Origin of the sequence: Legionella busanensis, from assembly GCF_900461525.1 — a bacterium.
In the GTDB taxonomy this organism is placed as follows: Bacteria; Pseudomonadota; Gammaproteobacteria; order Legionellales; family Legionellaceae; genus Legionella_C; species Legionella_C busanensis.
Window position 1 is genome coordinate 992645 of the sequence record NZ_UGOD01000001.1, and the last position, 24972, is coordinate 1017616.

The window sequence follows — 24972 nt, forward strand, 5'->3', positions numbered from 1 at the left end:
ATACTTCGCCTACTTCAGTGACGGAACATTACTGAAGTGAGATTAGTTTATCTCATAGTCCAATCAATACGGAGAAAATAATGAAAATTAGACATTTAGTCAGTGCGGTATATTTTTTTGTTTTACCTTCCTTTTCTTATGCCGTTCCCCCAGCTCATTCATCGTCAATTTCAATAACTGATAAGCAAATTAACTTAAATACAGCTGATATTAAACTGTTAACTAAATCAGTTAAAGGCATTGGTACAAAGCGAGCTGAATCGATTATTAAATATCGCCAAGAACATGGGAACTTTAAAGCAGTGAACGATTTAGCCCAAGTTCCAGGTTTTGGTCAAAAATTTATAAATAGTCACTTAGAAGAATTAGAGCGAGTCTTTACAGTGAAATAGTCTAACAGGTGGTTTTATTACCACCTAAATAAAATAATTTTAAAAGTTCAGAGTATTTAATCTAAAAAAGATTTTAAGGCATTAAGTTTAATTTTAAATATACAAGCTAATATTTCTATTAATTTTTTACTATTGAGATTTAAAAAAGCTTACCCCTACTTTAGTATGGGCAATTTCTTCGCCTTTTCTCAATTCATCTTCAGTTATAGTTTTGTCTTCAATTCCCGCATCTAAAAGATCTTGCGCTTTGTGCTGAATCTGATTAACGAGGGAACGCAAGGTAGTTTGGCCAAAAAATTTTGTTTCAGCATGTAAATGTTTTAAATTATTTTTATCTTGTAAAATGATTAATAAATGATATAAACCAGAAAGAGAAGCATCTTTAATTAATTCTTCAATACCAACTTATGTATCCTGTAATTTGGTTTCTGTAGATAACATACTTGTGCTTGCTCGTCTTTCCATACCTTTAACTACCGTGTCTATTTTTTATTTCTAGACTCTCCTTTCTCTACGCTGCATTATGACTCTAAGTTCAGGGTGAATTTTAAGTTTAGAGTTAATATTATTAACTATATTTGAATAACCCATCATATTAAATGATGTAAAATTACGATAAATATTATCTTTATCTGGATCTTTTGCTGCTGTATTCCACTTTGTCTGAAAGGTATCCCAGGTTAATTTAGGTTCAAATAGTTTTTTTATAAGCGCTTTTTTTATATTACTAATAGCAATAGTCTGAGGAAAGTCTATTAGAAAGGTTCTAAAATCACCACCTTGTTAGTCTGCAGCTTTTTGAAGAAAGGTCTTAATTTTATTTAAGGAAGTGGTATTTAAATTCCCTAATGTTTTAAGAACCTCTTGCATAATAACTTACCTAGATCTCAATGAATTTAAATTTATAGACATTTTAAAATAAATCTATTTATTTGGTATTTTCCCTCAGGTATTGTATTTAATTATTAGATAAATTTGATGGCTATAATTACAAAACATAGCAAACAGCTGTCGATTTTTAGGCAAATTTAGGATACAGTACTCTCCCAAAAAAGTGTGAGAGTGATGTAGTCTATGTTAAGGAAATTAAGGGGTGTTTTTTCCAATGACTTATCTATTGATTTAGGTACTGCCAATACCTTAATTTATGTTAGGGACAAAGGAATTGTTTTAAACGAACCTTCAGTTGTGGCTTTAAGAAGCGAGTCAGGACAAAAACGAGTTGCCGCAGTTGGCTTAGAAGCAAAGCGCATGTTAGGCCGGACCCCGGGCAATATCAATGCGATTCGCCCAATGAAGGATGGAGTGATAGCAGACTTTTTTGTTACCGAGAAAATGCTGCAGCATTTTATTCACAAAGTGCATGAAAATCGTTTTCTAAGGCCAAGCCCGCGTGTTCTTGTATGCGTACCTTGTGGGTCAACACAAGTCGAGAGACGTGCGATTAGAGAATCAGCAATGGGCGCAGGTGCTCGAGAAGTATTTCTTATTGAAGAACCCATGGCAGCTGCTTTAGGCTCAGGTATGCCTGTTGAAGAGGCAAGCGGCTCTATGGTAGTAGATATTGGTGGTGGTACAACCGAAGTAGCTATCATTTCTTTAAGTGGAATTGTTTATCATCAATCTGTCCGCATAGGTGGAGACAAATTTGATGATGCGATTGTTTCTTATGTTAGACGTAATTACGGTACCTTAATTGGTGAAACAACGGCAGAGCGTATTAAACATGAAATTGGCTCAGCTTTCCCAAGTCGTGATCTTTTTGAAATAGAGGTAAGAGGAAGAAACTTAGCGGAAGGTGTGCCACGTAGTTTTACTTTAACGAGTGCTGAAATTTTAGAAGCATTACAAGAGCCACTTTCAGGTATAGTAGGTGCAGTGAGAGCCGCACTTGAATTAGCACCGCCAGAATTAGCAGCAGATATTGCTGAGCGCGGAATGGTGTTAACAGGTGGTGGTGCTCTATTAAAGAACATGGACACCCTTTTAATGGAAGAAACAGGGCTACCCGTTTTAGTCGCAGAAGATCCTTTAACTTGCGTCGCTCGGGGTGGTGGTAAGGCACTTGAAACAATGGATTTACGTGGCGGTGATTTCCTCTCAACCGAATAATTATAAAAATAGGTTATTTTCACGTGGCAAACATCATTTTTTAGGTTATTTGTTTGCCTGTGTTCTATCTATTGGACTGATGTTTTCCGATTATCATTATCACTACTTAAATAGTGTTCGTCATGCTTTTTCTTTTATTGTAGCGCCTTTGCAATATGTCGTTGACTACCCGGTCCGTATTATGGGGTGGGTACACTCCTTAGTAAGTACAAAGACATCGCTGATTAATGAAAATATGCAACTACGTTACCAACAAACGCTTCTAGAAGCAGAGTTACAAAAGTTATTGATAATTAAAGAAGAAAATTCACAATTAAGAGAGTTACTTTTAACCTCTTCAAAAGCTAAGATGAAAGCCATGGCAGCTCAAATTTTAGCTGTAGATACTACCATTGCACGACAAATTGTGATTTTAAATAAAGGTAAACGTGATGGAGTTTATGTCGGTCAGCCTGTTTTAGATGCGAAAGGCGTTATGGGGCAGGTGATTGATGCTGGTTATATGACAAGTACAGTTCTACTCATTTCTGATGCTAAAAGTGCGGTGCCAGTAAGAAATAATCGTACTGGGGAGCGTGCTATTTTAATAGGTTTAAATAGTATTAGTCAGCTGTCATTAATTAATTTACCTAGAACTTCTTCCATAGCTAAGGGCGATTTATTAGTCACTTCGGGTTTAGGCCGTCTTTACCCAGAAGGCTACCCAGTTGGTAAGGTAGAAACTGTTAAAAGCGTCCCAGGTGAAGCATTTATTAAAGTAGACGTAAGCCCTATTGCCTTATTAAATAGAAATCGTTTAGTGCTTTTAATATGGCCAGACAAAGAGCAAGCAGAATTAACTGCTCAAATTAACGAGCGTATGAATATTATTGAGACTTCATAAGGTTCACCACTATGCGTTTATTTCTAGCTTTTATTGTTGCCCTTTGCTTAACAATTTGTCCTATGCCTAGTTTATTAATGGGGATTAAGCCATCCTGGATATTGCTATTTATTTTATATATGCAGTTTTATTTACCAGAACGTTTTAACTTATTTACCTTAATTATACTTGGGCTTATTTTAGATGCATTATTATCAACTGTTATTGGTGAGCATGTACTGGCTTTATCATTAACAACTTGGATTGCTAATAGTAAGGCTAGACGTTTTTATTTCTTTTCTATAGGCCAACAGATGGCTTTAGTAGGCTTTTTCTGCTTTTTATATCAGCTTATTATAGTTGTAACGGATGCCTTTTTAGGATTTCATATTAATTTAGTTTTAGTCTTGGTCAACACATTAATAAGTGTTTTAATATGGCCATGGTTACGACTTATTGCTGATGATGTAATACGTAACAAAATTAAAGCCTGCCGCACTTAAAAGGGTTTCGATAGTGGAAGTAAACGGTATTCCCCTGGTAATAGGTCATCTAAGGACCAATTAGCTATCCGATGTCGAATAAGTCTTAAAGTTGGGAAGCCTATGGCGGCTGTCATTTTACGAATTTGATGGTTTTTTCCTTCACGAAGGGTTATCTCTAACCAGGTTGTAGGAATTGATTTTCTAAAGCGGACGGGGGGTATTCTTTCCCAGAGCTTTGGTTCATTAATACACTTAACCTCGGCTGGTAGAAAATGGTTTTCTTTAAGCTTCAAACCATCTCTAATCGGTTGTAAATCCTTTTCAGTGGGACTACCCTCGACTTGAACCCAATAATACTTGCTTTTATTGTAGGTGGGATGACTTAATTTATGCTGGAGTTTACCGTTATCGGTTAAAAGGAGTAAACCTTCACTATTTTTATCTAATCGGCCTGCGGCATAAAAATTTGGTATAAGAATAAATTCAGCTAGTGTTTTTTCACCTATACTGCCAGTAAATTGACTAAGCACGCCGTAAGGCTTATTAAAGAGTATAATATTAGCCATTCTGTTAACTACTCTATATAAAATTATAATTATGGCGTTATTCCTTCTTGGGGCAAGTGTTTTCGCATGATATGATGTTTATCTTTAAAAGTAGGGGATATCGATGACATTCGAGAAAATTCATATACCAGAGCAGGGACAAGCAATTACTTGTACTAATGGACGGTTAAATGTACCTGATTTTCCAATTATTCCGTTTATTGAGGGTGATGGTATCGGGGTAGATGTAACACCTGCAATGCGTAGTGTTGTTGATGCTGCTGTTGCTAAAGCTTATGGCGATAAGAAAAAAATTGCCTGGATGGAAATTTATGCTGGTGAAAAAGCGACCCAAGTTTATGGGGGCGATCAGTGGCTACCAGCGGAAACATTAGAAGCTATTAAGCAATTTGTCATTGCCATTAAAGGGCCATTAACTACACCGGTGGGTGGTGGGATTCGTTCATTAAACGTAGCTATTCGCCAAGAGCTTGATTTATTTACTTGTTTACGTCCTATTAAATATTTTTCTGGCACACCAAGCCCCTTAAAAGAGCCTTGGAAAACTGACATGGTAATCTTTAGGGAAAACTCTGAAGATATTTATGCAGGTATTGAATGGCAGGCAAATAGTGAAAATGCTAACAAAGTCATTAATTTTTTAACCCATGAAATGGGCGTTACTAAAATTCGTTTTCCAGAAAATTGTGGTATAGGTATTAAGCCTGTTTCAGAGCAAGGAACAGCGCGGTTGGTAAGAGCAGCTATCCAATATGCTATTGATAACGATCGAGATTCTGTTACTTTAGTGCACAAAGGTAATATCATGAAATTTACTGAAGGTGCTTTTAAAGAATGGGGTTATCAAGTAGCACGTGATGAGTTTGGGGCTGAATTGTATGAAGGTGGTCCTTGGATGAAATTGACTAATCCTAAGACTGGCAAACCCATTATTATAAAAGATGTGATAGCCGACGCTTTTCTACAACAAATCTTATTACGCCCGGAAGATTATAGTGTTATTGCTACGCTAAATTTAAATGGTGACTATATTTCGGATGCTTTGGCTGCCCAAGTAGGTGGTATTGGTATTGCGCCAGGTGCTAATTTAAGTAATGAAATTGCAGTATTTGAGGCAACTCACGGCACAGCACCTAGATACGCAGGGCAAGATAAAGTAAATCCAGGCTCGCTCATTTTATCCGCTGAAATGATGTTACGCCACTTAGGTTGGATAGAAGCTGCTAATTTAATTATTCAATCTATGGCAGATACCATTGAGTCAAAAACAGTAACATATGATTTTGCTCGTATGATGGATGATGCAAATTGTGTTAGCTGTTCAGGCTTTGCAAAAGCAATGATTGCAAATATGTAAGTGCTATACTACGAACCTGTCTTTAAAGTTTACTAAGGTCTATAGGATTGATTCCTGCGGTACTTGGAAGTCAACCCCTTTCATCTCACTTTAGCGATGTTGGAGACAGGTTCAAGCTTAATTAGGTTTCTTTTAAATTTAGCAGAGTGAAAGAGAATAAATAATTTTCTTTAAGCTTTGCATAATATTCAATAAAAGAGACTATAATTAACTTAAAATAAGTTAATTATATTCCCTAATGGAAAGCAGTTTAATAAGCATATTTACACTGGTTTCCCTAAAATGACTAATAAACCTTAATAAATTAACTTCAGCATTTAGGTCAAACTAATTAAATTCAAGCTAAAGATTTAATTAATTTGGGATAGCTATGGCAATTATCCCAGGTATCTTAGTGTTGAATTTACGGTAAAAAAGAACGTTTTTTGATGACATTATTATATAGAAAAAAGAAATTAGAAATTTAATATAAAGTCGATATATGTCCTATTTAAGAATGTCAAAATGGGTTCTATCTAATCACCGTGATGTACATTGTCACAAAGTTTGATTTTTTAGAGTAATAAAATCATTTTTTTACTGGCCAAATGCTCGTTGAAAGTCTATAAAATTAGTAAAGGGTATAAAGAATGAGTGGCCGGTATTTAGAAGAATATATTGAACATGAGAGCGCAGAGGCAGAGGTTCTCCCTGCAGTCAAAGTTCCGAAGAAATATAAAGTAGTTTTATTGAATGATGACTATACACCAATGGATTTTGTAGTAGATGTATTAAAGCGTTTTTTTCGACTAAATGAAGAACTGGCAACCCAAATTATGTTACAGATTCATATATTGGGAAAAGGGGTGTGTGGTATTTATACCAGGGATATAGCAGAGACCAAAGTTGCTCAAGTAAATGATTATGCCAGAAACCATGAGCACCCTCTACTATGTACGATGGAGCCGGAATAATGCAGGTGGGTGAAGAGGAGCAATGCCAATGTTAAACAAAGAACTTGAATTCACCTTAAATCTTGCTTTTAAGGAAGCTAAAGAAAAACGTCATGAGTTTATGACAGTTGAACATCTACTGTTGTCTTTACTTGATAATCCCGCTGCAGGTAATGTTCTTCAGGCTTGTGATGCAAATATTGAAGCACTAAGGCGAGATCTAATTGAATTTATTGATGAAACAACGCCTCGAATTCCTGAAGGAGAGCATGATAGGGAAACACAACCTACTTTAGGATTTCAACGTGTTTTGCAGCGTGCTGTTTTTCATGTGCAATCAGCTGGTAAAACTGAAGTAACAGGCGCCAATGTCTTAGCAGCTATTTTTAGTGAGCAAGAGAGTCAAGCAGTTTATTTTCTCCGACGCGAAAATATTACTCGCTTAGATGTTATTAATTATATTTCTCATGGTGTATCTAAATATCATAATAATGATGCCAGTGAGCATCTTAATTCTGCAATGGATGAAGATGCTATGGCTGGGGAAGGTAGTGAATCGCCTCTTGAAAGCTATTGTTTAAATCTTAATAGACGTGCTCGCTTGGGCAAAATTGATCCGCTTATTGGTCGGCATGAAGAAATTCAACGAACTATTCAAGTATTATGTCGTCGTCGTAAAAATAATCCCTTATTGGTTGGCGAGGCAGGCGTTGGTAAAACAGCGATTGCTGAAGGATTAGCTAAACGTATTGTAGATGGTGAAGTGCCAGAATCAATTAATAATTGTGTAGTTTATGCGTTGGATTTAGGCGCTTTATTAGCTGGTACAAAATATAGAGGTGATTTTGAAAAACGTTTAAAAGCGGTATTAAAGCAGTTAGGTCAGCAAGACGGCGCTGTATTATTTATTGATGAAATTCATACCATCATTGGCGCAGGCGCTGCCTCAGGTGGCGTTATGGATGCCTCAAATTTAATAAAGCCTTTACTTGCTAATGGGGAATTAAAATGCATAGGTTCAACGACATATCAAGAATATCGAGGTATTTTTGAAAAAGACAGAGCGCTTGCTCGCCGCTTTCAAAAAATTGATATCAGTGAGCCTACTATTGAAGAAACGTTTGAAATTCTTAAAGGATTAAGACAAAAGCTAGAAGAGCATCATAGTGTTAAATTCTCTATTCCTGCATTAAAAGCTGCCGCTGAATTATCAGCTAAATATATCAATGATAGATTTCTCCCTGATAAAGCGATTGATGTGGTTGATGAAGCAGGTGCTTATCAAAACTTATTGACCGCTAATAAACGTCGTAAGGTCATCAATGTCACTGAAATTGAAAACGTAGTTGCGAAAATTGCCAGAATTCCTCTTAAAAAGGTCTCGGCTAGGGATAAGGATACATTACGCAACTTAGAGCGTGATCTGAAATTGCTAGTTTATGGACAAGATAATGCTATTACAGCCTTGGCTTCAGCTATTAAACTTGCTCGCTCTGGATTACGAGATCAACAAAAACCGGTTGGTTGCTTTTTATTTGCAGGCCCAACAGGTGTGGGTAAAACAGAAGTTACTCGCCAATTGGCCAATGTTTTAGGTATTGAACTTTTAAGGTTTGATATGTCTGAGTACATGGAAAAACATACTGTGTCTCGCTTAATTGGTGCCCCCCCAGGTTATGTTGGCTATGATCAAGGTGGATTATTAACTGAAGCGGTAACAAAAAATCCACATTCAGTTTTATTATTGGATGAAATTGAAAAAGCGCATCCTGATGTATTTAATTTGTTACTCCAAATTATGGATCATGGTACGTTAACTGATACAAATGGTCGCCAAGCTGATTTCAGACATGTCATTTTGGTCATGACAAGTAACGCTGGCGCGGCTGAGATTACTCGCAACTCTATTGGCTTCTCATTTCAAGATAATAGCAGTGATGGGCTAGAGGTAATTAAAAAACAATTTAGTCCTGAGTTTAGAAATCGATTAGATGCAATTATTAACTTTGCTTCTCTTGATACTGATACTGTAGGACTCATTGTTGATAAATTTATTATGGAGTTGGATGAACAACTAAGTAATAAAGGCGTTACCTTTAAAGTGGATAAAGCAGCTCGTGATTGGTTAATTGAACATGGCTATGATCGAACCATGGGCGCTCGTCCAATGGCTCGTTTAATTCAAGAACAAATTAAAAAGCCTTTAGCAGATGAATTATTATTTGGAAAATTGATGAAAGGTGGCCATGTAGTTATTAGAGTAAAAGATGGTAAGCTTCATTTTGACAGCCATGATCATCGTGAAGGTGTCATTTAATATAACTCACCTATATATACCGTGTATTCCGCCTATAACAGGCGGATTTTTTTTATCTTTAAATAGATTTGACGTTTAAATGCATTTGCTTGAATTCATACTCCTAGCTACAATTACAAAATTCTATGTAAATTAATAAATTAGGTTTTTTAGGTTACTTTATGCTAAGCGTAATTATTATCTGTAAAAATGAGGAAGCTAATATTAAACGCTGCCTAGAATCGGTTAGCTGGGCAGATGAAATTATTGTGCTCGATTCAGGAAGTACTGATAATACAATTGCTATTGCGCAGGAGTACACAGATAATGTTTATAAAAGTGAAGATTGGCATGGTTATGGTATTCAAAAACAACGTGCGCTCAATCTTGCTACAGGCGACTGGGTTTTAAACATTGATGCTGATGAGTCAATTACAGACGATCTGCGTACTACTATCGAAGAGGCTATTAAATCTGATGAAGTAGATGCTTATCGCATTCCCATCTGTATGAATTTCTATGATAAGCCTCTACGTTATTCTTCAAGTCCTAAAAGGCATATACGTTTATTTAAACGAGAAGGTGCGCAATACAGTGATGATATTGTGCATGAAAAGATTATCTTACCGCCAGAAACAAGAATTGGAAAAATAGTGCTCCCAATTATGCACCATTCATTTCGGGATGTAAGTCACGCATTATATAAAATTAATCGCTATACATCCTATAGCGCTAAAATAAGGTCTCAAAAAGCTGAGCCACCCGGAATTATGAGCATTCTGTCTAGCACAGTTTGGATGTTTTTTCGCTGCTTTTTTCTACAGCGTGGTTTTATGGATGGAGCAGCAGGTTTTTTATTAGCTGTTTTTAATGCCCAGGGTACTTTTTATAGGGGTATTAAGCAACTCTATCCTGATTTTAAATATAGTGCTTCATTAGCGCCTGCTAAACAAGAGGTACAAGAGGTGGCAGATTTACCATCTGGCCAAATACCAGCGGATCATAACAATCAAGTTCAAAAACAAAAGCAAAAGGTTGAGGAAGATATACCTGAACTAGCCATCCACTCCTTGCAGCAAGAAAGCGAACAAGAGCAATTAGCTGAAGAAATGATTGAGAAAGATGAGTTAATTCCAGAGGTGACCGCGCCAGATGAGAAAATTATAGAAGAGCAGCATGAAATTAATCATCAAGATAGGCTTATTGAGCCAGAAAAATCCTTAGATGATAGTGTGCCTTTCTATCCCTTTCAGCAGGAGAGCGAACAAGAGCAATTAGCTGAAGAAATGATTGAGAAAGATGAGTTAATTCCAGAGGTGACTGCGCCTGAGAAAATCATAGAAGAGCAGCATGAAATTAATCATGAAGACACGCTTATTGAGCCAGAAAAGTCCTTAGATGATAGTGCGCCTTTCTATCCCTTTCAGCAGGAGAGTGAACAAGAGCAATTAGCTGAAGAAATGATTGAGAAAGATGAGTTAATTCCAGAAGTGACTGCGCCTGATGAGAGAATCATAGAAGAGCAGCATGAAATTAATCATCAAGATACGCTTATTGAGCCAGAAAAATCCTTAGATGATAATGCGCCTTTAAAAAAGAAAAAGAAAAAATAGCTTATGAATTAATCTAATTACAAAGATCTGCTGACTTGTTCTATAGTAAACATTAAGTGCTTGTACCCATTACTACAAGATTTTGATTTAGCTCTATAAACAAGTTCTCTGTATTACTTAAATAATTCAGGATATTTAAAATAACAGATGTGCTTCCAAATAACCAATGTCATTCCCGCGTAGGCGGGAATCTATCTCAAAATTACCCTCACTGCTGATTTATAAATAGATCCCCGCCTGCACGGGGATAACACATGGCGCAGAGAAGACACATCGTTGGTGCTCGAAGATGACATCTGATTAAGTAGGAATGACATATGACTAACAAGAGTCTTTCTGTTTAAAATAAATGTTAACTATAATTTAGCTGGCTTGTTTACTCGATTTCATAAGCTAAAACGCTAACTTTAGCTGTTGCCAGTATTGATTGTATAAATTAAGTGTTTCTTCACCAACATCACGCTGGAAAACGCCTTTCATTAATATTTCTGTAGAGGGGTAAACAACAGAGTTGTCTCGAATTATACTGGGGAGTAAGGCACGACCTGATCTATTAGTAATTGCTTGCCCAGTAATTATGGCAACCTGAGAAGCAATATCGGGTCTTAACAAAAAATTAATAAACATTAGAGCCTCTTGCGGATGTGGCGCATTTTGAGGAATAGCTAGGCAATCGACCCAAATAATAAAACCGTCTTTAGGATAGATAAAATGAACATTATTATTTTCTTTAGATGCTTTATAAACATCAGCATTCCAAGCAGAGCCCAAAGAGGCATCTTCATCAATTAAGATTGCTTGAACGCTATCACTGGCAAACATTCTAATATTGGGCACAAGTTTAACAAGTTCATTATAAGCTGTTTTAATAAGGTTTGGATCTTTAGTATTAGGGTCAAAGCCTAAACTAAGTAATGCAATGGCAAATACTTCACGTGAATCATCGAGCATCATTAATTGGTTAAGCCAACGTTTATCCCATAAGGCTCGCCAAGTTGAAGGTGGTGTTGTAATGTTAGTACTATTAAAAAAAATTCCGGTACTGCCCCAAATAAAGGGGATACTGAAGTTATTGCCACTATCATAGTCATTTTGAGTAAATTTCTGATCAAGGTTGGTGATATTAGTTAACTGCCGATGATCAATTTTAGCTAGCATATGCTGATTTCGCATTCGTTCTACAAAGTAAGCGGATGGCAAAATAACGTCATAAATGCCCTGGCTACTTGCTTTTAATTTAGCATACATTGTTTCGTTGCTATCATAAGTAGAAAAATTAACAATAATGCCCGTTTCTTTCTCAAATTGTTGTACTACCTCTTTGGGAATTTCTCCACCCCAAACATAAACATTAACTACTGATTTAGCGTATATAGTTGAGCAAAAAAGAGTGATTAGTAATAAGCTCAATCGCATCATAATGTTTTACCTGATAGCCGATAAGATAAAGTAACTAAAATCATTGAAAGTAAAAAAGTGATAGTACATAGCGCATTAAGCTCAGGGGTCACTCCCGTACGTACTAGCGAGTAAATTGTTAGCGGTAAAATATTAAAATCAGGGCCCGCAACAAAATAACTAATCATAACGTCATCGAAAGAGAGAGTGAAACTTAAAAGGAATGCACTCAATACACCAGGCCATAATAAAGGCAATAGAATTTTATAAAGGGCTATATAGCGACTTGCACCTAAATCAAGGGCACTAAAATAAATATTTGGATCTAAAGTATTTATACGTGACTTAATCGTTAAAATGACAAAAGGAAGACAAAACGTAATATGAGCGATTAGTAAGCTAAAAAACCCCAGGGGTATGTGAGTTACATTAAAGAAAATAAGTAAAGCAACGCCTAATACTAGATCAGGAATAATAATAAGTAATAAGAGTAAAATATAGAATGCTTTTTGTTTTTTAGCACGGAAAAGAAACAAGTTAACACTTGCTAATAAACCTAATAGAGTGGCGATAAAGGAGGCACAAAAACCTAAGAAAATAGAATTAAAAAAGGCTGACCAAAGTCCTCTATCTTGAAAAAGCTCATAATACCATTGCCAGGTAAAACCCTGCCATTGGAGTGAAAATCTCGCATCGTTAACGGAATAAAGGATTAGAATAAAAATAGGTATATAAAGTAAAGCAAAAACAAATACTAAAAAACTGCGTTGAACAAGCGCTTTCATTGAATGACCTCACTGCTTTTTCGACGATAAAAAGCTAATAAAAGCAGCAATAGAAGCGTTAAAATTACACTGGTTGCTGAGCCTTGTGGCCAATTTTCTATAACTAGAAACTGATTTTGAATTAAATTACCTAATAAAATAGAACGGGCGCCCCCTAAAATATTGGGTATATAAAATAAAGTCATTGCAGGAAGTAGTACAAGTAAACAACCGGAAAGGATACCTGATGCTGTATTAGGTAAAAAAACGCGCGTGAAGATAGCCCATTTTCCTGCGCCTAAATCTTTTGCTGCTTCAATTAAACGAAAATCAAAACGTTCCATATTGGTAAAAATGGGTAATACCATAAATGGGAATAAGTTATAAACTAAGCCAGTAATCACAGCGAAATTAGAATAAAGTAAATTTAAAGGTGTATGAATTAGGTGAAATTTAAGTAGTAGGGCATTAAGAACACCTTTATATTTAAGAATGGCAATAAGCGAATAAGTCCTAATTAAAGAGCTTGTCCAGAAAGGAATTATAATTAATAGTAAAAGTACAGATTGATACTTTGATTTGATTAATAAATAGCTAAAAGGATAGGCTAATAATAAACAAAAACCCGTTGCCACAAGTGCAATGATTAATGATCTAAAAAATATTTTTGCAAAAACAGGCGTTAATAAAGCTGTATAATTAGTAAATGTTAAAGGTAGAGATACTAAATTAGTACTATCATTAGATAAGAAACTAGCTAATAAAACAAGTAATAGGGGAACAAAGCTAAATATAATTAACCAGATATAAAGTATATAAAGGGAGACAGATTTAACCTTCATAAGGCAGTAGAACCTCCCAACCAGGTAACCATTCAACCCAAACAGATTCATTAGGTGAATATTCTAATTTATCATCATCTTCATCAAAAAATTCAGAAGCATTAATAATCATACCTGATGCTAATTCTACTTTTAGATCAACAGTTGAGCCCTTATAAACAATTTCTACGATTCGTCCTGGTAACATCTTACTCGTATCATCTACTTCAGAGAGGCTCCAGACTCGAATATCTTCTGGGCGAATGACTAGATGAAGTTGATCCCCTGGCTGATAATTGCCAGTATTTTTACAAGTTAACTCTACATTCTCAATAATTGTTGTTAATTGCTGATTATCACTTTTTAAAACTTCAATATTAAAAATATTGGTCTCACCTATAAACTTAGCTACCTGTAAATTTGCCGGATTTTCATAAACTGCTCTGGGTGTGCCTATTTGTTCAATATGTCCATGATTAAAGACCACGATTCTATCGGACATTGATAAAGCTTCTTCCTGATCATGGGTCACAAAAATAAAAGTCATATTTAATTTTTTTTGTAATTGTTTTAATTCCGATTGCATGGCTTTACGTAAACGGTAATCAAGAGAGCTTAAAGGTTCATCAAGTAATAAGACCTGGGGGCGATTGATAATAGCACGTGCAATAGCTACTCGTTGTTGTTGTCCGCCGCTAAGATGTTTAATATTGCGGTCAGCTAATGATTCTAATTGTACTAGTTGTAAGGCTTCTTTAACTCGCTGACTAATTTCTTGACGGTTAATTTTTTTGCACTGTAAAGCAAAGGCAACATTATCAAAAACGGATAAATGAGGGAAAAGTGCATAGCTTTGAAATACCGTATGAACATCCCGTTTTTGGGGTGGTAAAGCATTAACACATTGACCGTTAATAAAAATCTCACCCTCACTGGGCTGTTCAAAGCCAGAAATAAGGCGAAGTAAAGTGGTTTTACCGCAACCTGAAGGACCTAATAAGGTTAAGAATTCTCCATCAAAAACAGACAGTGAAATATTATTAAGGATTAAGGCACTGCCATAAGATTTATAGACTTGCCGAATTTCAATTAGCGGTACCGTCATGATAAGTTCAAAACAAAAGCACAATTATGAGTGTTGATATATAAATTGTCCAGTCACAATCTCATTATACTTTTCTTTTAATGAAAATTTATGGGCTAAATGTACCATTAATATTACAGTTATTAGCACCTGCATTGCCATGTGCGGAACAGAGTTCAGAAATACCACCATTATTACAGATAACTAGGCCTCCTTCATCAACAGTCAAAACGCCACCTTGCCATAAACAACAACCTTGTACATTTTGTAAATCCATAATGGCATGACGCGTACAATAACAAGACGAATAATAGCCATTTTTACAAACTAAGCGCCCTGCAGAAGAATCACAATAACTAACACCACCCATCTTCTCACAACATTGACCAGGGCAGTGCTTCGGACAATCATCGCCTTGGCAATCGCCACAGCGTCCTGCATAAGCTTGTGTAAAACAAATAGCAAATACCCAAACTGCAAACACACGAGCAATAAATTGCATAATGATTCCCACGATTTTTATTAAGAAGAATAACATAGGTCATTAAGCGAAAGAAATAAGGAATCTAAAAGGAATAATCTATTATTTGAGCAATAAAAATCTTTGTTAATTGTTAGTGCGAATAAGTTGCTTGCTTAAGTAAAAGTAGAAAATTTGGTTTATTTTATTGGGTAAACTATATTTACTTAACAAAGAGCCACTTGTGAAGAATTTATGCTAAAAAATTATCTTAATTATCACATTTAGCTTTTTACTCTTAGTTACCTTAGCTATTAGATTGCCTCCACAGCTTGTGACGCCTCTTACTTATAAATGTGACTTATTATCCTGCCTTTGCCAATAATTATATATCTATATGTCGCCAAAGAGAGGTACGGATTACTATTCTACTTTACCTGCAGGCGGCTACATTGAAGCATTCAATAGTACTGCAAACGAATTTTTATGGTCAGTGCAAATTTATAAAACAAGTTATTCGCTTAATATGGAAGGGGATGTGCAAGATGTTTATATTAAAGATTTAGCTTTGCAAAATGGTAAAATTATAATTACTGATGAGAGAAATAGGGTCTACTTATTATACTCTGTCTCTAAAAGAGTAAAGCTAATAAAAAGTGAACCCAAAGTAAAAAACCAGTAATTTTTAAACCTAATATACAAAGTATACCAGCACCAGACTAATTAATTTTTAAATAATAAATCAATGCTTTTATTCTTCATTAGATTTTGTACCTAATCTTTAAGCGCAGCTCGTGCTGTGGTTAAAAAGCCGTTAAAATATCAAGGGTATTTGGTCATTAAAAGCATAAATAATTTTAAAAATAATATTAAAAAAATGAAGAGAAAATGAATGGGCGTGTTCATAAGATATATTTGTTTTTAAAGTAATCAATTTAACATTTTCATTTAATAATTAGAGCTCAATAACGCAGCTAAATTTAAATTTATAGTAATGCATAAAATGCATTACTATAAATGCGTAAATGATTTTAATTATAAAATTGTTTAACTTTTAGTCTTATATTTTTTTCAGGATGAAACAATGATAATAAAAAAACAATTTTTCTCGCTCGCTTTATTGCTCCCTCTTCCCCTTGCAGCAGCAAATTTTGATATTCATGGCGGTGGAGGAATCGCAAAATTCCATACATCTAACTCAAGCATGATGGTAAGTCAAAGCGAAATTGATACGTTAGGTGATCCAAACAATGGATGGGATAATGGCATCTATCAGCTAGGTTTTAGCTTTTTCCCAGGTAGCGCTATCCCTGAGCCTGGCGCGTTTAACCTTCTACATACGATGTCTTTCCAAGTCAATGCTTATCATATAGCTGAAGATAATTTCTCAGGCCCTGTTTACCGTTTTGGTGATCATACGCTTCATGATTATAACTATAAAATGAACTTACGTAGTACCCGGGTCATGGCAGATGCAGTTTTTAATGCCTTTAGTTTTAATAATCTAGGTATTTATGGCAAGTTGGGTGTTGGCGAAGCGTGGAATCGAGTTGACTATTCAGATTATCCTATCGATGGTAGTGATTCTAGCTCAATTTCAATCCATCGTAAAACTAGAAGCGGCGTAGCTGTTGAAGCAGGTGCTGGCGTTCAATATAACTTTACCAATGGTTTAGGTATATCATTCGAATACCTGTATGTTGACATGGATAGAGTTAGATTAGGTCATGCTAGTTCTAATTCATGCTTAGATGGTATTGTTTCGCCAACATTAAGTTTAGAAAGTAGTGCCTTTTTATTAAATCTACATTGGATGTTTGCTTAATATTGTAAACCTAGGGGAATTTAAATGTTAAAAAAGATTAGCTATGGAATAGCTTTATGTAGTTTGATGTTGCCTCTTATGAGCCAGGCGAAAAGTGAAGAGCTAGCTTGTGAGAAAAATGCTAGTTTAGTTCAAGATGTTACTTTTACTCAGGTGCCTACGTTTAACCCAGTAATGACAACCTTTACCGTACAAACAGGTGTTTATACCCTTCGTAATAATACTAGGGCGACAATCGGTTTACGTGATATTTCTGTCGTGCCTGTTGCTGGCGATACTTTACCACCAGGAACTGCATTTATTGATTCCACAGTACCTAATGCATGTGGCGCTTTTTTAGCACCTTTTGCTAGTTGTAATATACGAGTTGTGGTGTACCCTGTGCTTCCGGGTTACTACAACCGCCTTTTACATGTAGGAATTAATTCGCGTCAATGCAGTCTCAATAGTCCAATTTCTACTGTAGCGGTTACTCCCATTGTTGAGCCTGTCTTACCAGGCATTGCATTTATTCAACCTTATTACACCTGCCTGATTAATGCGCAAGCGGCGGTAAGTAGCGCTAATGAGGGAGGGCCAAGTGTAGTCAGTGGTGCCGTATGTAGTAATGCGGAAGTAAATGGATTTCCTATAGGTGTAGCAGCACAAGTGAATGAAGGAGCACCTATTGCATCTGCTGATTTAGAGAATGCAGCGCTTGCTAATACGTTTTTACGTGGTTTATGCCCAGAATTCCCAATAGCGGGACCAATTACTGGTGTCTTTACTCCAGGTGTTTATTGCCTTAGTAGTAGTGAGTTGTCAGGTCAAGTTGTTTTAAGTGGTCCAGGCTCTTATTTCTTTGTTACCGAAGCTGGACTTGCTACTGCCGATGGGTCACAGATTGTTCTAGTGAATGGGGCAATAGCAAACAATATATTTTTCTCTACAAGTGGGCAAACCACACTTGGAAATAATAGTCTTTTTCAAGGTAATTTAATTAATGAGCAATCTAATCTAAGGATTGGTACAGGTGTAACCATTGTTGGTTCGGTGAAAAACCTAGGGGCTAATTTAACCATTAGGCGAGTAACAGCAATTGCGCCTTAATACTTTACCTACTAATAAAGGGGATCAATTCGATCCCTTTTATTTATTCTAAAAATGTAAATAGTTCAAATATAGCCAGTTCAATTATCTATTAAATAATTCATTTCAATAAAAATATAAAGCAATATACTTTTATTAACCTATATAAAATGTTTAATCTTATTAATTTAAGAATTTAAATTTGCTTCGGGAGGTAATATTTACTCGTATCCTTCCTGTCATTCAGCTACAACGACCTTTCATGTTCAGTTAGGTATCTATACAATTCATACTAACATGTGTGCACCAATAGGGTTACGAGATATTAGTTTAATACCCAAAGTAGGCGACTCTCTACCTACATAAGCTGCTTTTATTAATAATACTGTACCAAATACGTGTTGTGTTATAGCTCTAAACAATTGTATAAGTAAGCACTGCTAAACTATTATTTCCGCAGCATTATTTATATGGCTATACCTATTTAATACGAGTAATAATGAAGAATTAAAACGCACTATTCTTCATGCACCAGCAAATCAACAGCTTCAATTTTTTGAAATTGTTGGGTTATTTTTTTCGCTGAAATACTGACTTCACCTACATCTTGATGAGCTAAATCAATATGCTTTGATAACTTATCCATCCTTTTTTCAAAGCGATGAAAATCTTGCGCAAGGGCTTGCAGGTGTTGTTGAATAATATGGACTTGCTTACGCGTAGCATCATCTTTAAGAACCGCACGTGCCGTCGTTAAAACGGCCATTAAAGTACTAGGGGAGACTAGCCATACTTTAAGACGTTGTGATAAGGCAATGATCTCAGGATAGCCGGCATGAATCTCTGCAAAAATAGCTTCAGCTGGAATGAACATGACAGCGCCGTCCGTTGTTTCATTAGGAATAATGTATTTTTCAGCTATGTCTTTAATATGTTTTTGAATGTCTTGTCTAAATTGCTGATGTAGGAGTTTTCTTTCTACAGAGCTTACATCAGTAGACATTAATTTTTGATAAGTTTCTAAGGGAAATTTTGCATCAATAACAACATGCCCTGTAGGCTCAGGTAAAAATAAAATGCAATCAGCACGTTTTTGATTACTTAGTGTATATTGCATTCGATAGTGTGAACTAGGAATCATATTGGCAATAAGTGTTGCCAGTTGCACCTCACCAAAAGCGCCTCGTGCGCGTTTATCTACTAAAATATCTTGCAGACTAACAACATGTGATGAAAGCTCTGTTATTTTTTTCTGCGCTTCATCAATGATAGTAAGTCGTCTCACTATATCCGTAAACGTGGTTGATGTTTTTTCAAAGCCTTCAGCTAACTTATGATTAACTTGTTGAGTTAAATTATTTAAATGACTACGTATCTCATCAGTTAAGCTTTGTAAATGAGAGGTTAACGAATGAGCGTGCTGCATAAAACTATGATTAATTTGCTCTCGCACATCTGTCATAGATTGCTGAATGGTTTGGTTGATAAGTTGATGATTAGTTAATTGCCCTTGATTAATCTGCTCTAAAATACGTTGTTGGTTAATTTGGTGGTGATCTTGTAGGTCAAGTTGCAGTTGATGTAACTCATCTACGATGAGCTGTTGTAATTTGCTAAATTGGTCATCAGTATGCTGCTGAATTCCGATTAACCGTCGACAAAAGAAGAAAATAAAACAACATTGAAAGGCTAATAGCGCTATTATTCCCTGTGTCAGTGTAAACTGAGACCATCCAATCATATTAACCTAAATGAGAAATATCGATAGGCGAATTGTGTTCATACACGGGTTTAAGTTGGCCATAATCGATGAGTTGAATCGATCCCAAATAATACGGTGAATGTTCTTTTTTATCAATCTTATGTTTAAACGAGATTATTAAAGTAGAATAACCTGGCGCTATCCAATGGGCTGTTTGAGCAATTTCTATTGCATTCTTTCTGCCTTGTAGATCTCCTTTAAAAAGAACAGCTTGAAGCATATAACGACTGCCTGTAGCGACGTTAATAGTTGCAACAAATCTTAACGAAGAAGGGAGTCTTGTAATTTGCGTCACTTGTGCTGAGGGAATAGCGTAAGAGAAAGCTGTATGCGCATGTCGATTGATAGTTTGATCGCCAACTTTAGCATTTACATCCGTTTCAACATACCAGTTTTGACCAGGAAAATTTTTTTCATTATTTAATTTTATTTTACCGCGATAAAGGGTTGGCTCAATTTCCTCTAAAGTAATTGGTAAGTGTTCACCATCTGGGCTTAGCAGGCTTGCTTTAATAGAATTAACAAGAGTTCGCTGCTTGTCTTTTGTTAAAAAAACAGTGGTAATAAGTTCATCTCCATATTGGTAATAAGGCTGATTCGTTTCTACATGAAGATAGGAGGTTGAGGCCTTATCAAATATCCGTATTTGAAAACGCTCTGTTGCTAAAATAGTAAAGTCAGTTAATGACAATATGAATTGCCCACTACCGAGTTCAGGTTTTAATTCAATAACTTTGTCTAAATTACTTAAGGATGAATCTAATGATTTATTTTCCGATAAAGTGGATGCTTCCAAAAAGGAAAGCTTTATGTTTGGGCCTTTAGCTAGATAAAGTACTGAATCGTGTAAAACTATTTTCTTATTGTTAGGAACGATACGAATGATAGCTTGTGGCGCTAATGTATAAATAGGCACGCCTTGCTGGAGCTCTGAGGCAGTTACTTCTAAATGATATTTAGAACTTTTTTGTTTGGTAAGATTAGGTTTAAAAAGTTTATCATGAATAGGCCAAGAGGTACTTAAAGGAACATGTGAAAGGGAGTCGCAATGAGCGCATTCATATTCTTTTAATTGTTGATTAGGTAGGGTTATTGCCCAAACTTGACTCAAATACCCGGCAGTTAAAAAAAAAGAGAATAATTTATCCATTAAGCCGCTCCATTTGCTAAATCTTTACTTAATATTGCGTCAAGCCCAAAACAACTATGACGACTTTGATTATGGCTTAATGCATTATTATGTTCTGTTTTTTGAATATCATAAAACCAAATTGAGCCAACAGCGCGTTGTGATATACATTCTAAAAAGCCATCCGCGCATTTATCTAAATAAAGTTTGGTTACTTTAAGACCTGCATTGTAACTATACCCATTACAGTAACTTGCTCGATTAAAAGGGGAGGCTGTGACATCAGTACCAATGATGGTTCGAAAAGGAATAGAGAGTGATGGCTGACCTACACTACCATATAGTAGTTCATTATTATAAATTGCCATATCAGTAATGCGTTGCTGCCGAACAGCATCATTGAGATAGCCAATTAACCAACTCACTGAGGATTCAAATAAGTTACCCTCAACAACTTCTTCAGCAAGTGGGGTGCCACCGCTAGATGGAGAAAGGGCAATAACCTCAATTATCTTTTTAGATAGTAAAAAATACCGCTCATCATAGGTTGGGTTAGATAAAATCCAGCGAATAACGTTGGCGCCGTTTGAATGCGCATAAACTTTTAATTTACTAATATGTTTATTGTTGATAAATGATAATAATTGATCTGCTGTACAGCCAGCAGCATCTTCATGCCACATATACTGACTATAGTCGCAGCCAACCACAATATAATTTTCTGAATTAGGTAAAGTTGATCTTAAAGAGTCAATTAATTCTCTTTTCCAATAGCCACCTTCTGCATCAGCGCGATGATCATTATTGCCATGGATGAAAGCGATACCATAATGTTTATCAAGTGTTTGCGTATGACTTATAGAAGTAAATGAAAAAAATAAGATAAAAGATATAAAGAGCAAACGTGGCAGGTCCATACATTTAAGCCGTGTTTAAAGCGTTGGTTCATTCTATACCATAATTTTAAAACTCTCGGCAAGTGTTTAAAAACAACTTATATAATTTTAATTAAGATAAATAATTGTATTGATGCAACTCGATGAACTGTTCATACTTATCTTTTTTCAATTTAATTGTTTTAGGTTGGCGGATAATGAGTTTGGATAAAAATTTAGAAAGGATAGAGGCGTTACGCCAACAAATTAGATTATATGATTATCATTATTATGCTCTTGATGAACCCTTGGTCCCCGATATCGAATATGATCGTTGTTTTCGCGAATTGCAAGCGTTAGAAAATCAGTATCCACAATATGTTAGTAGTGATTCACCTACCCAGCGCGTAGGCGTACAGCCTGTCACAGCTTTTGAGCCTGTGGCACATAGACAACCCATGCTTTCTTTAGGTAATGTTTTTACAACTGAAGATTTACATGCCTTTGTTAAGCGAGTCGCTGATCGTTTAAATTGTAAAGAAGATGATTTACTTTTTACCTGTGAGCCTAAGCTCGATGGATTGGCTGTTAATTTAACCTATGAAAATGGCTTGCTAATCCATGCTGCTACACGCGGTGATGGCGCTGTTGGTGAAAATATTACTTCAAATATTAAAACTATTTCTGCTGTTCCTCTTAAATTAATGATAAAAAATCCACCCGCTTTTATTGAAGTGAGGGGCGAAGTTTATATGCCTAAAGCAGGTTTTGAGGCACTGAATGAGCGTGCCCTAGAAGCAGGTGAAAAAACATTTGCTAATCCTCGTAATGCAGCAGCGGGAAGCTTGCGACAATTAAATCCACAAATAACAGCATCAAGACCCCTGGCTATTTATTATTATGGTATTGGTACTTATGAAGGTAGTTCGTTACCTAATAGTCACTTTGAACAATTACAACTACTGCATCATATGGGTTTTAGAATTTCTCCAGAAAATAAACAAGCAAAGGGTTTAGATGGTTGTTTAGCTTATTATGAGAGTATGGCTAATAAGCGACTCTCGCTACCTTATGAAATTGATGGCGTGGTTTATAAATTAGATAGTATTACGCAACAACAAGAATTAGGTTATGTTGCACGGGCGCCTCGTTTTGCATGCGCGCATAAATATCCAGCTTTAGAAGAAATGACTGAAATTATTGCTGTTGATTTTCAAGTAGGTCGTACTGGTGCCTTAACGCCGGTGGCAAGGCTTAAGCCTGTTAATGTAGCAGGTGTTACAGTTAGTAATGCTACACTACATAATATGGATGAAATTACTCGTAAAGATATTTTAATTGGTGATACAGTGATTATTCGTCGTGCTGGTGATGTTATTCCTGAAGTAGTTTCCGTCGTTAAAGAGAAGCGACCAGAACATACAACACCTATTACCCTTCCAAAAATATGTCCTGTATGTGGTGCAGATGTCGTACGTGAAGAAGGAGAAGCGGTTGCTCGCTGTACAGGCGGTTTATTTTGCGCAACACAACTTAAACGTACTATTTGGCATTTTGCGTCACGTAAAGCCATGTTTGTTGATGGTCTAGGACAGGCTATTGTTGATCTTCTAGTTGATACAAAATTGGTAAAAGATGTTGCCGATCTTTATCAGTTAAAATTAGAAAATTTAATTGATTTGCCAAGGATGGGTAAAAAGTCGGCAGAAAACTTATTGGAAGCGATAGAAAAAAGTAAACAGACAACCTTTAAGCGATTCCTTTATTCTTTAGGAATACGAGAAGTTGGAGAAGTAGGTGCCAGTGTTCTGGCATCCCATTATGCTTCCATAGACTCGTTAAAGACAGCTACAGTAGATGAATTAATGATGCTTAAAGATATAGGGCCAGTGGTTGCGCAACATATTGTTGATTTTTTTGCTCAAGCGCACAATATTGAAGTGATTGATAAATTAATTGCTTTTGGTGTGCAATGGCCAGATACGCCTAAGCAAGAATTTAATAAAGAACATCCTTTGTATGGTAAAACAGTTGTACTTACCGGCACGCTTGCAAGCATGGGCCGTGATGAAGCCAAGGCTAAATTAGCAGCAGCAGGCGCTAAAGTAACCGGTAGTGTTTCAGCTAAAACCCATTTTGTCATTGCTGGCAGTGATGCTGGCTCTAAATTAGATAAAGCGAATCAGTTAGGGGTGCCAGTATTAAACGAAGAGGATTTATTGCAGTATTTGAACTAATTTTAATGTAATCTTGACCTTAAGCGTTCTAACGTGTAAAGAGGAGCATTTTTTTCTTTCTATCTCAGGTTGAATGTTATTGTTAAGTCAATAAAAATATTTGATAGTAAAGAACGATTAAGTAGCCTGGGTGTAACGAAGTGAAACCCGGGTTCCGGCCTAAAGGCTTACACTCATGCTACTTATTTTGTAAAATCGTTTAAATTTATAGTTTTCTAAATAATTCAGTTAAATTATTGAGTCCTTACAGGAAAAAAATTATATTTTTTTCTTGTAAAGAATTTCTTTCAGAAGCGCCCCGTTTTCATAAAATTCTTCTAGCTTTGTTATAGTCGTATTTTCAAACCCTAATGCTTCATAAAAGTGGCAGGCTTGATGGTTATCAGAGAGTACCCAAACATAGGCATATTGATAATTCATCTTAGCTAATTCAGAGAAAGCAGCTTGACAAAGCTTAGTTCCTAATCCTAAACGCCAATAAGTAGGATGTAAATAAAGAGCACTTATTTCGCCATTTAATGGGCTGGGATAAATATCTCGAAGCATACACATACTGACAAACCCAGCTATATTTTGTTCAACCTCAACAATTAATACTTTTACCTCTTGATTCATTAAATCTTGCCATTGCTTAGTCCTTTCTTTTACAGAAAGAGCTTGCAATATACTCTTTGGGATAAAAGCTTTATAGCTAGCTTGCCATGATAATATATGAACTTTAGCAATAGCTTTAGCATCATCTAAGGTGGCAAATCGAATGACTGGTTTTACGTTTTTAATCATTGTAAAAAAATAGTTGTATCAATCTATCAATGTAACATATTCAAATCTGTTAATAAAATCTGTGTAAACAATCCTGCATTTATTAATTTAAATAACCAATTGCTAATTAATAATTAAGTAATCTTATTGTAATTTTTTTGATCTTAGAAAT

General features: G+C 35.7%; 21 protein-coding genes and 1 pseudogene. 12 read left to right on the forward strand and 10 right to left on the reverse strand.

Going from position 1 to position 24972, the window contains the following annotated elements; all coding sequences use genetic code 11:
- The first annotated feature begins 80 nt into the window (after positions 1 to 80).
- From DYH30_RS04550 to mreD, 4 genes are all read left to right on the forward strand, one after another.
- The gene (locus DYH30_RS04550) at positions 81 to 392 is read left to right on the forward strand and encodes a ComEA family DNA-binding protein (RefSeq protein ID WP_115330507.1); all 312 of its coding nucleotides are present in this window, start codon (positions 81 to 83) and stop codon (positions 390 to 392) included.
- A gap of 1074 nt (positions 393 to 1466) precedes the next feature.
- Positions 1467 to 2504, forward strand: a complete 1038-nt coding sequence (locus DYH30_RS04555; protein ID WP_115302113.1) for a rod shape-determining protein — start codon at positions 1467 to 1469, stop codon at positions 2502 to 2504.
- Positions 2482 to 3387 carry a rod shape-determining protein MreC gene (mreC, locus tag DYH30_RS04560; RefSeq protein ID WP_115330508.1) on the forward strand — a complete coding sequence of 302 codons (906 nt, stop codon included), beginning with the start codon at positions 2482 to 2484 and terminating at the stop codon, positions 3385 to 3387. Before DYH30_RS04555 ends, mreC begins: the two co-directional genes overlap by 23 nt.
- Positions 3388 to 3398: 11 nt before the next feature.
- Complete coding sequence (gene mreD, locus DYH30_RS04565; RefSeq protein WP_115330509.1) at positions 3399 to 3869, forward strand: rod shape-determining protein MreD; 471 nt, start codon at positions 3399 to 3401, stop codon at positions 3867 to 3869.
- Here the strand turns inward: mreD and DYH30_RS04570 are convergent.
- The gene (locus DYH30_RS04570) at positions 3866 to 4417 is read right to left on the reverse strand and encodes a pseudouridine synthase (protein ID WP_115330510.1); all 552 of its coding nucleotides are present in this window, start codon (positions 4415 to 4417) and stop codon (positions 3866 to 3868) included. The two genes, mreD and DYH30_RS04570, sit on opposite strands and share 4 nt — an antisense overlap.
- 103 nt (positions 4418 to 4520) lie before the next feature.
- Here DYH30_RS04570 and icd point away from each other — a divergent pair, with 103 nt between their 5' ends.
- The 4 genes and pseudogenes from icd to DYH30_RS18635 all read left to right on the forward strand — a co-directional run.
- Entirely contained in the window at positions 4521 to 5774 is a 1254-nt protein-coding gene (icd, locus tag DYH30_RS04575) for an NADP-dependent isocitrate dehydrogenase (protein WP_115330511.1), read from the forward strand.
- Between the two features lie 629 nt (positions 5775 to 6403).
- The gene (gene clpS, locus DYH30_RS04580) at positions 6404 to 6727 is read left to right on the forward strand and encodes an ATP-dependent Clp protease adapter ClpS (protein ID WP_115330512.1); all 324 of its coding nucleotides are present in this window, start codon (positions 6404 to 6406) and stop codon (positions 6725 to 6727) included.
- Between the two features lie 28 nt (positions 6728 to 6755).
- Positions 6756 to 9023: an ATP-dependent Clp protease ATP-binding subunit ClpA gene (gene clpA / locus DYH30_RS04585; RefSeq protein WP_165482167.1), complete on the forward strand. Its 2268-nt coding sequence runs from the start codon at positions 6756 to 6758 to the stop codon at positions 9021 to 9023.
- A gap of 161 nt (positions 9024 to 9184) precedes the next feature.
- Positions 9185 to 9919, forward strand: a pseudogene (locus DYH30_RS18635) (glycosyltransferase family 2 protein); the annotation flags it as partial.
- Positions 9920 to 11008: 1089 nt separating this feature from the next.
- On the opposite strand, the gene DYH30_RS04595 reads toward DYH30_RS18635, so the two are convergent.
- From DYH30_RS04595 to DYH30_RS04615, 5 genes are all read right to left on the reverse strand, one after another.
- A complete protein-coding gene (locus DYH30_RS04595) occupies positions 11009 to 12034 on the reverse strand; it encodes an ABC transporter substrate-binding protein (RefSeq protein ID WP_242604749.1) in 1026 nt (341 codons plus the stop codon).
- Complete coding sequence (locus DYH30_RS04600) at positions 12031 to 12798, reverse strand: ABC transporter permease subunit (RefSeq protein WP_115330515.1); 768 nt, start codon at positions 12796 to 12798, stop codon at positions 12031 to 12033. The genes DYH30_RS04595 and DYH30_RS04600 overlap by 4 nt, the downstream gene beginning before the upstream one ends.
- Complete coding sequence (locus tag DYH30_RS04605) at positions 12795 to 13619, reverse strand: ABC transporter permease (RefSeq protein WP_115330516.1); 825 nt, start codon at positions 13617 to 13619, stop codon at positions 12795 to 12797. Before DYH30_RS04605 ends, DYH30_RS04600 begins: the two co-directional genes overlap by 4 nt.
- On the reverse strand, positions 13609 to 14703 hold the full coding sequence (gene potA / locus DYH30_RS04610; RefSeq protein ID WP_115330517.1) for a spermidine/putrescine ABC transporter ATP-binding protein PotA: 1095 nt from the start codon (positions 14701 to 14703) through the stop codon (positions 13609 to 13611). The genes DYH30_RS04605 and potA overlap by 11 nt, the downstream gene beginning before the upstream one ends.
- An 88-nt stretch (positions 14704 to 14791) precedes the next feature.
- Complete coding sequence (locus DYH30_RS04615; protein WP_115330518.1) at positions 14792 to 15184, reverse strand: hypothetical protein; 393 nt, start codon at positions 15182 to 15184, stop codon at positions 14792 to 14794.
- Between the two features lie 355 nt (positions 15185 to 15539).
- On the opposite strand from DYH30_RS04615, the gene DYH30_RS04620 reads away from it, so the two are divergent.
- The 3 genes from DYH30_RS04620 (at position 15540) to DYH30_RS04630 (ending at position 18056) form a co-directional block, all read left to right on the forward strand.
- The gene (locus DYH30_RS04620) at positions 15540 to 15824 is read left to right on the forward strand and encodes a hypothetical protein (RefSeq protein WP_115330519.1); all 285 of its coding nucleotides are present in this window, start codon (positions 15540 to 15542) and stop codon (positions 15822 to 15824) included.
- 402 nt (positions 15825 to 16226) lie between these two features.
- The gene (locus DYH30_RS04625) at positions 16227 to 16967 is read left to right on the forward strand and encodes an outer membrane protein (protein WP_115330520.1); all 741 of its coding nucleotides are present in this window, start codon (positions 16227 to 16229) and stop codon (positions 16965 to 16967) included.
- Positions 16968 to 16991: 24 nt separating this feature from the next.
- A complete protein-coding gene (locus tag DYH30_RS04630) occupies positions 16992 to 18056 on the forward strand; it encodes an ice-binding family protein (RefSeq protein ID WP_115330521.1) in 1065 nt (354 codons plus the stop codon).
- Positions 18057 to 18552: 496 nt separating this feature from the next.
- Here the strand turns inward: DYH30_RS04630 and DYH30_RS04635 are convergent, their stop codons facing one another.
- Genes DYH30_RS04635 through DYH30_RS04645 form a run of 3 tightly spaced genes read right to left on the reverse strand, consistent with a single transcriptional unit; the run spans position 18553 to position 21843 of the window.
- The gene (locus DYH30_RS04635; RefSeq protein WP_115330522.1) at positions 18553 to 19776 is read right to left on the reverse strand and encodes a DNA recombination protein RmuC; all 1224 of its coding nucleotides are present in this window, start codon (positions 19774 to 19776) and stop codon (positions 18553 to 18555) included.
- 1 nt (position 19777) lies between these two features.
- Positions 19778 to 20947, reverse strand: coding sequence for a DUF4785 domain-containing protein (locus DYH30_RS04640; RefSeq protein WP_115330523.1), 1170 nt, complete (start codon positions 20945 to 20947; stop codon positions 19778 to 19780).
- Positions 20947 to 21843, reverse strand: a complete 897-nt coding sequence (locus DYH30_RS04645; protein WP_115330524.1) for a hypothetical protein — start codon at positions 21841 to 21843, stop codon at positions 20947 to 20949. Before DYH30_RS04645 ends, DYH30_RS04640 begins: the two co-directional genes overlap by 1 nt.
- Positions 21844 to 22019: 176 nt before the next feature.
- Between DYH30_RS04645 and ligA the strand changes: the two genes are divergently transcribed.
- Positions 22020 to 24038, forward strand: a complete 2019-nt coding sequence (gene ligA, locus DYH30_RS04650; RefSeq protein ID WP_115330525.1) for an NAD-dependent DNA ligase LigA — start codon at positions 22020 to 22022, stop codon at positions 24036 to 24038.
- A 258-nt stretch (positions 24039 to 24296) separates the two neighbouring features.
- Here ligA and DYH30_RS04655 read toward each other — a convergent pair whose 3' ends face one another.
- A complete protein-coding gene (locus DYH30_RS04655; RefSeq protein WP_115330526.1) occupies positions 24297 to 24821 on the reverse strand; it encodes a GNAT family N-acetyltransferase in 525 nt (174 codons plus the stop codon).
- Positions 24822 to 24972 lie beyond the last annotated feature (151 nt).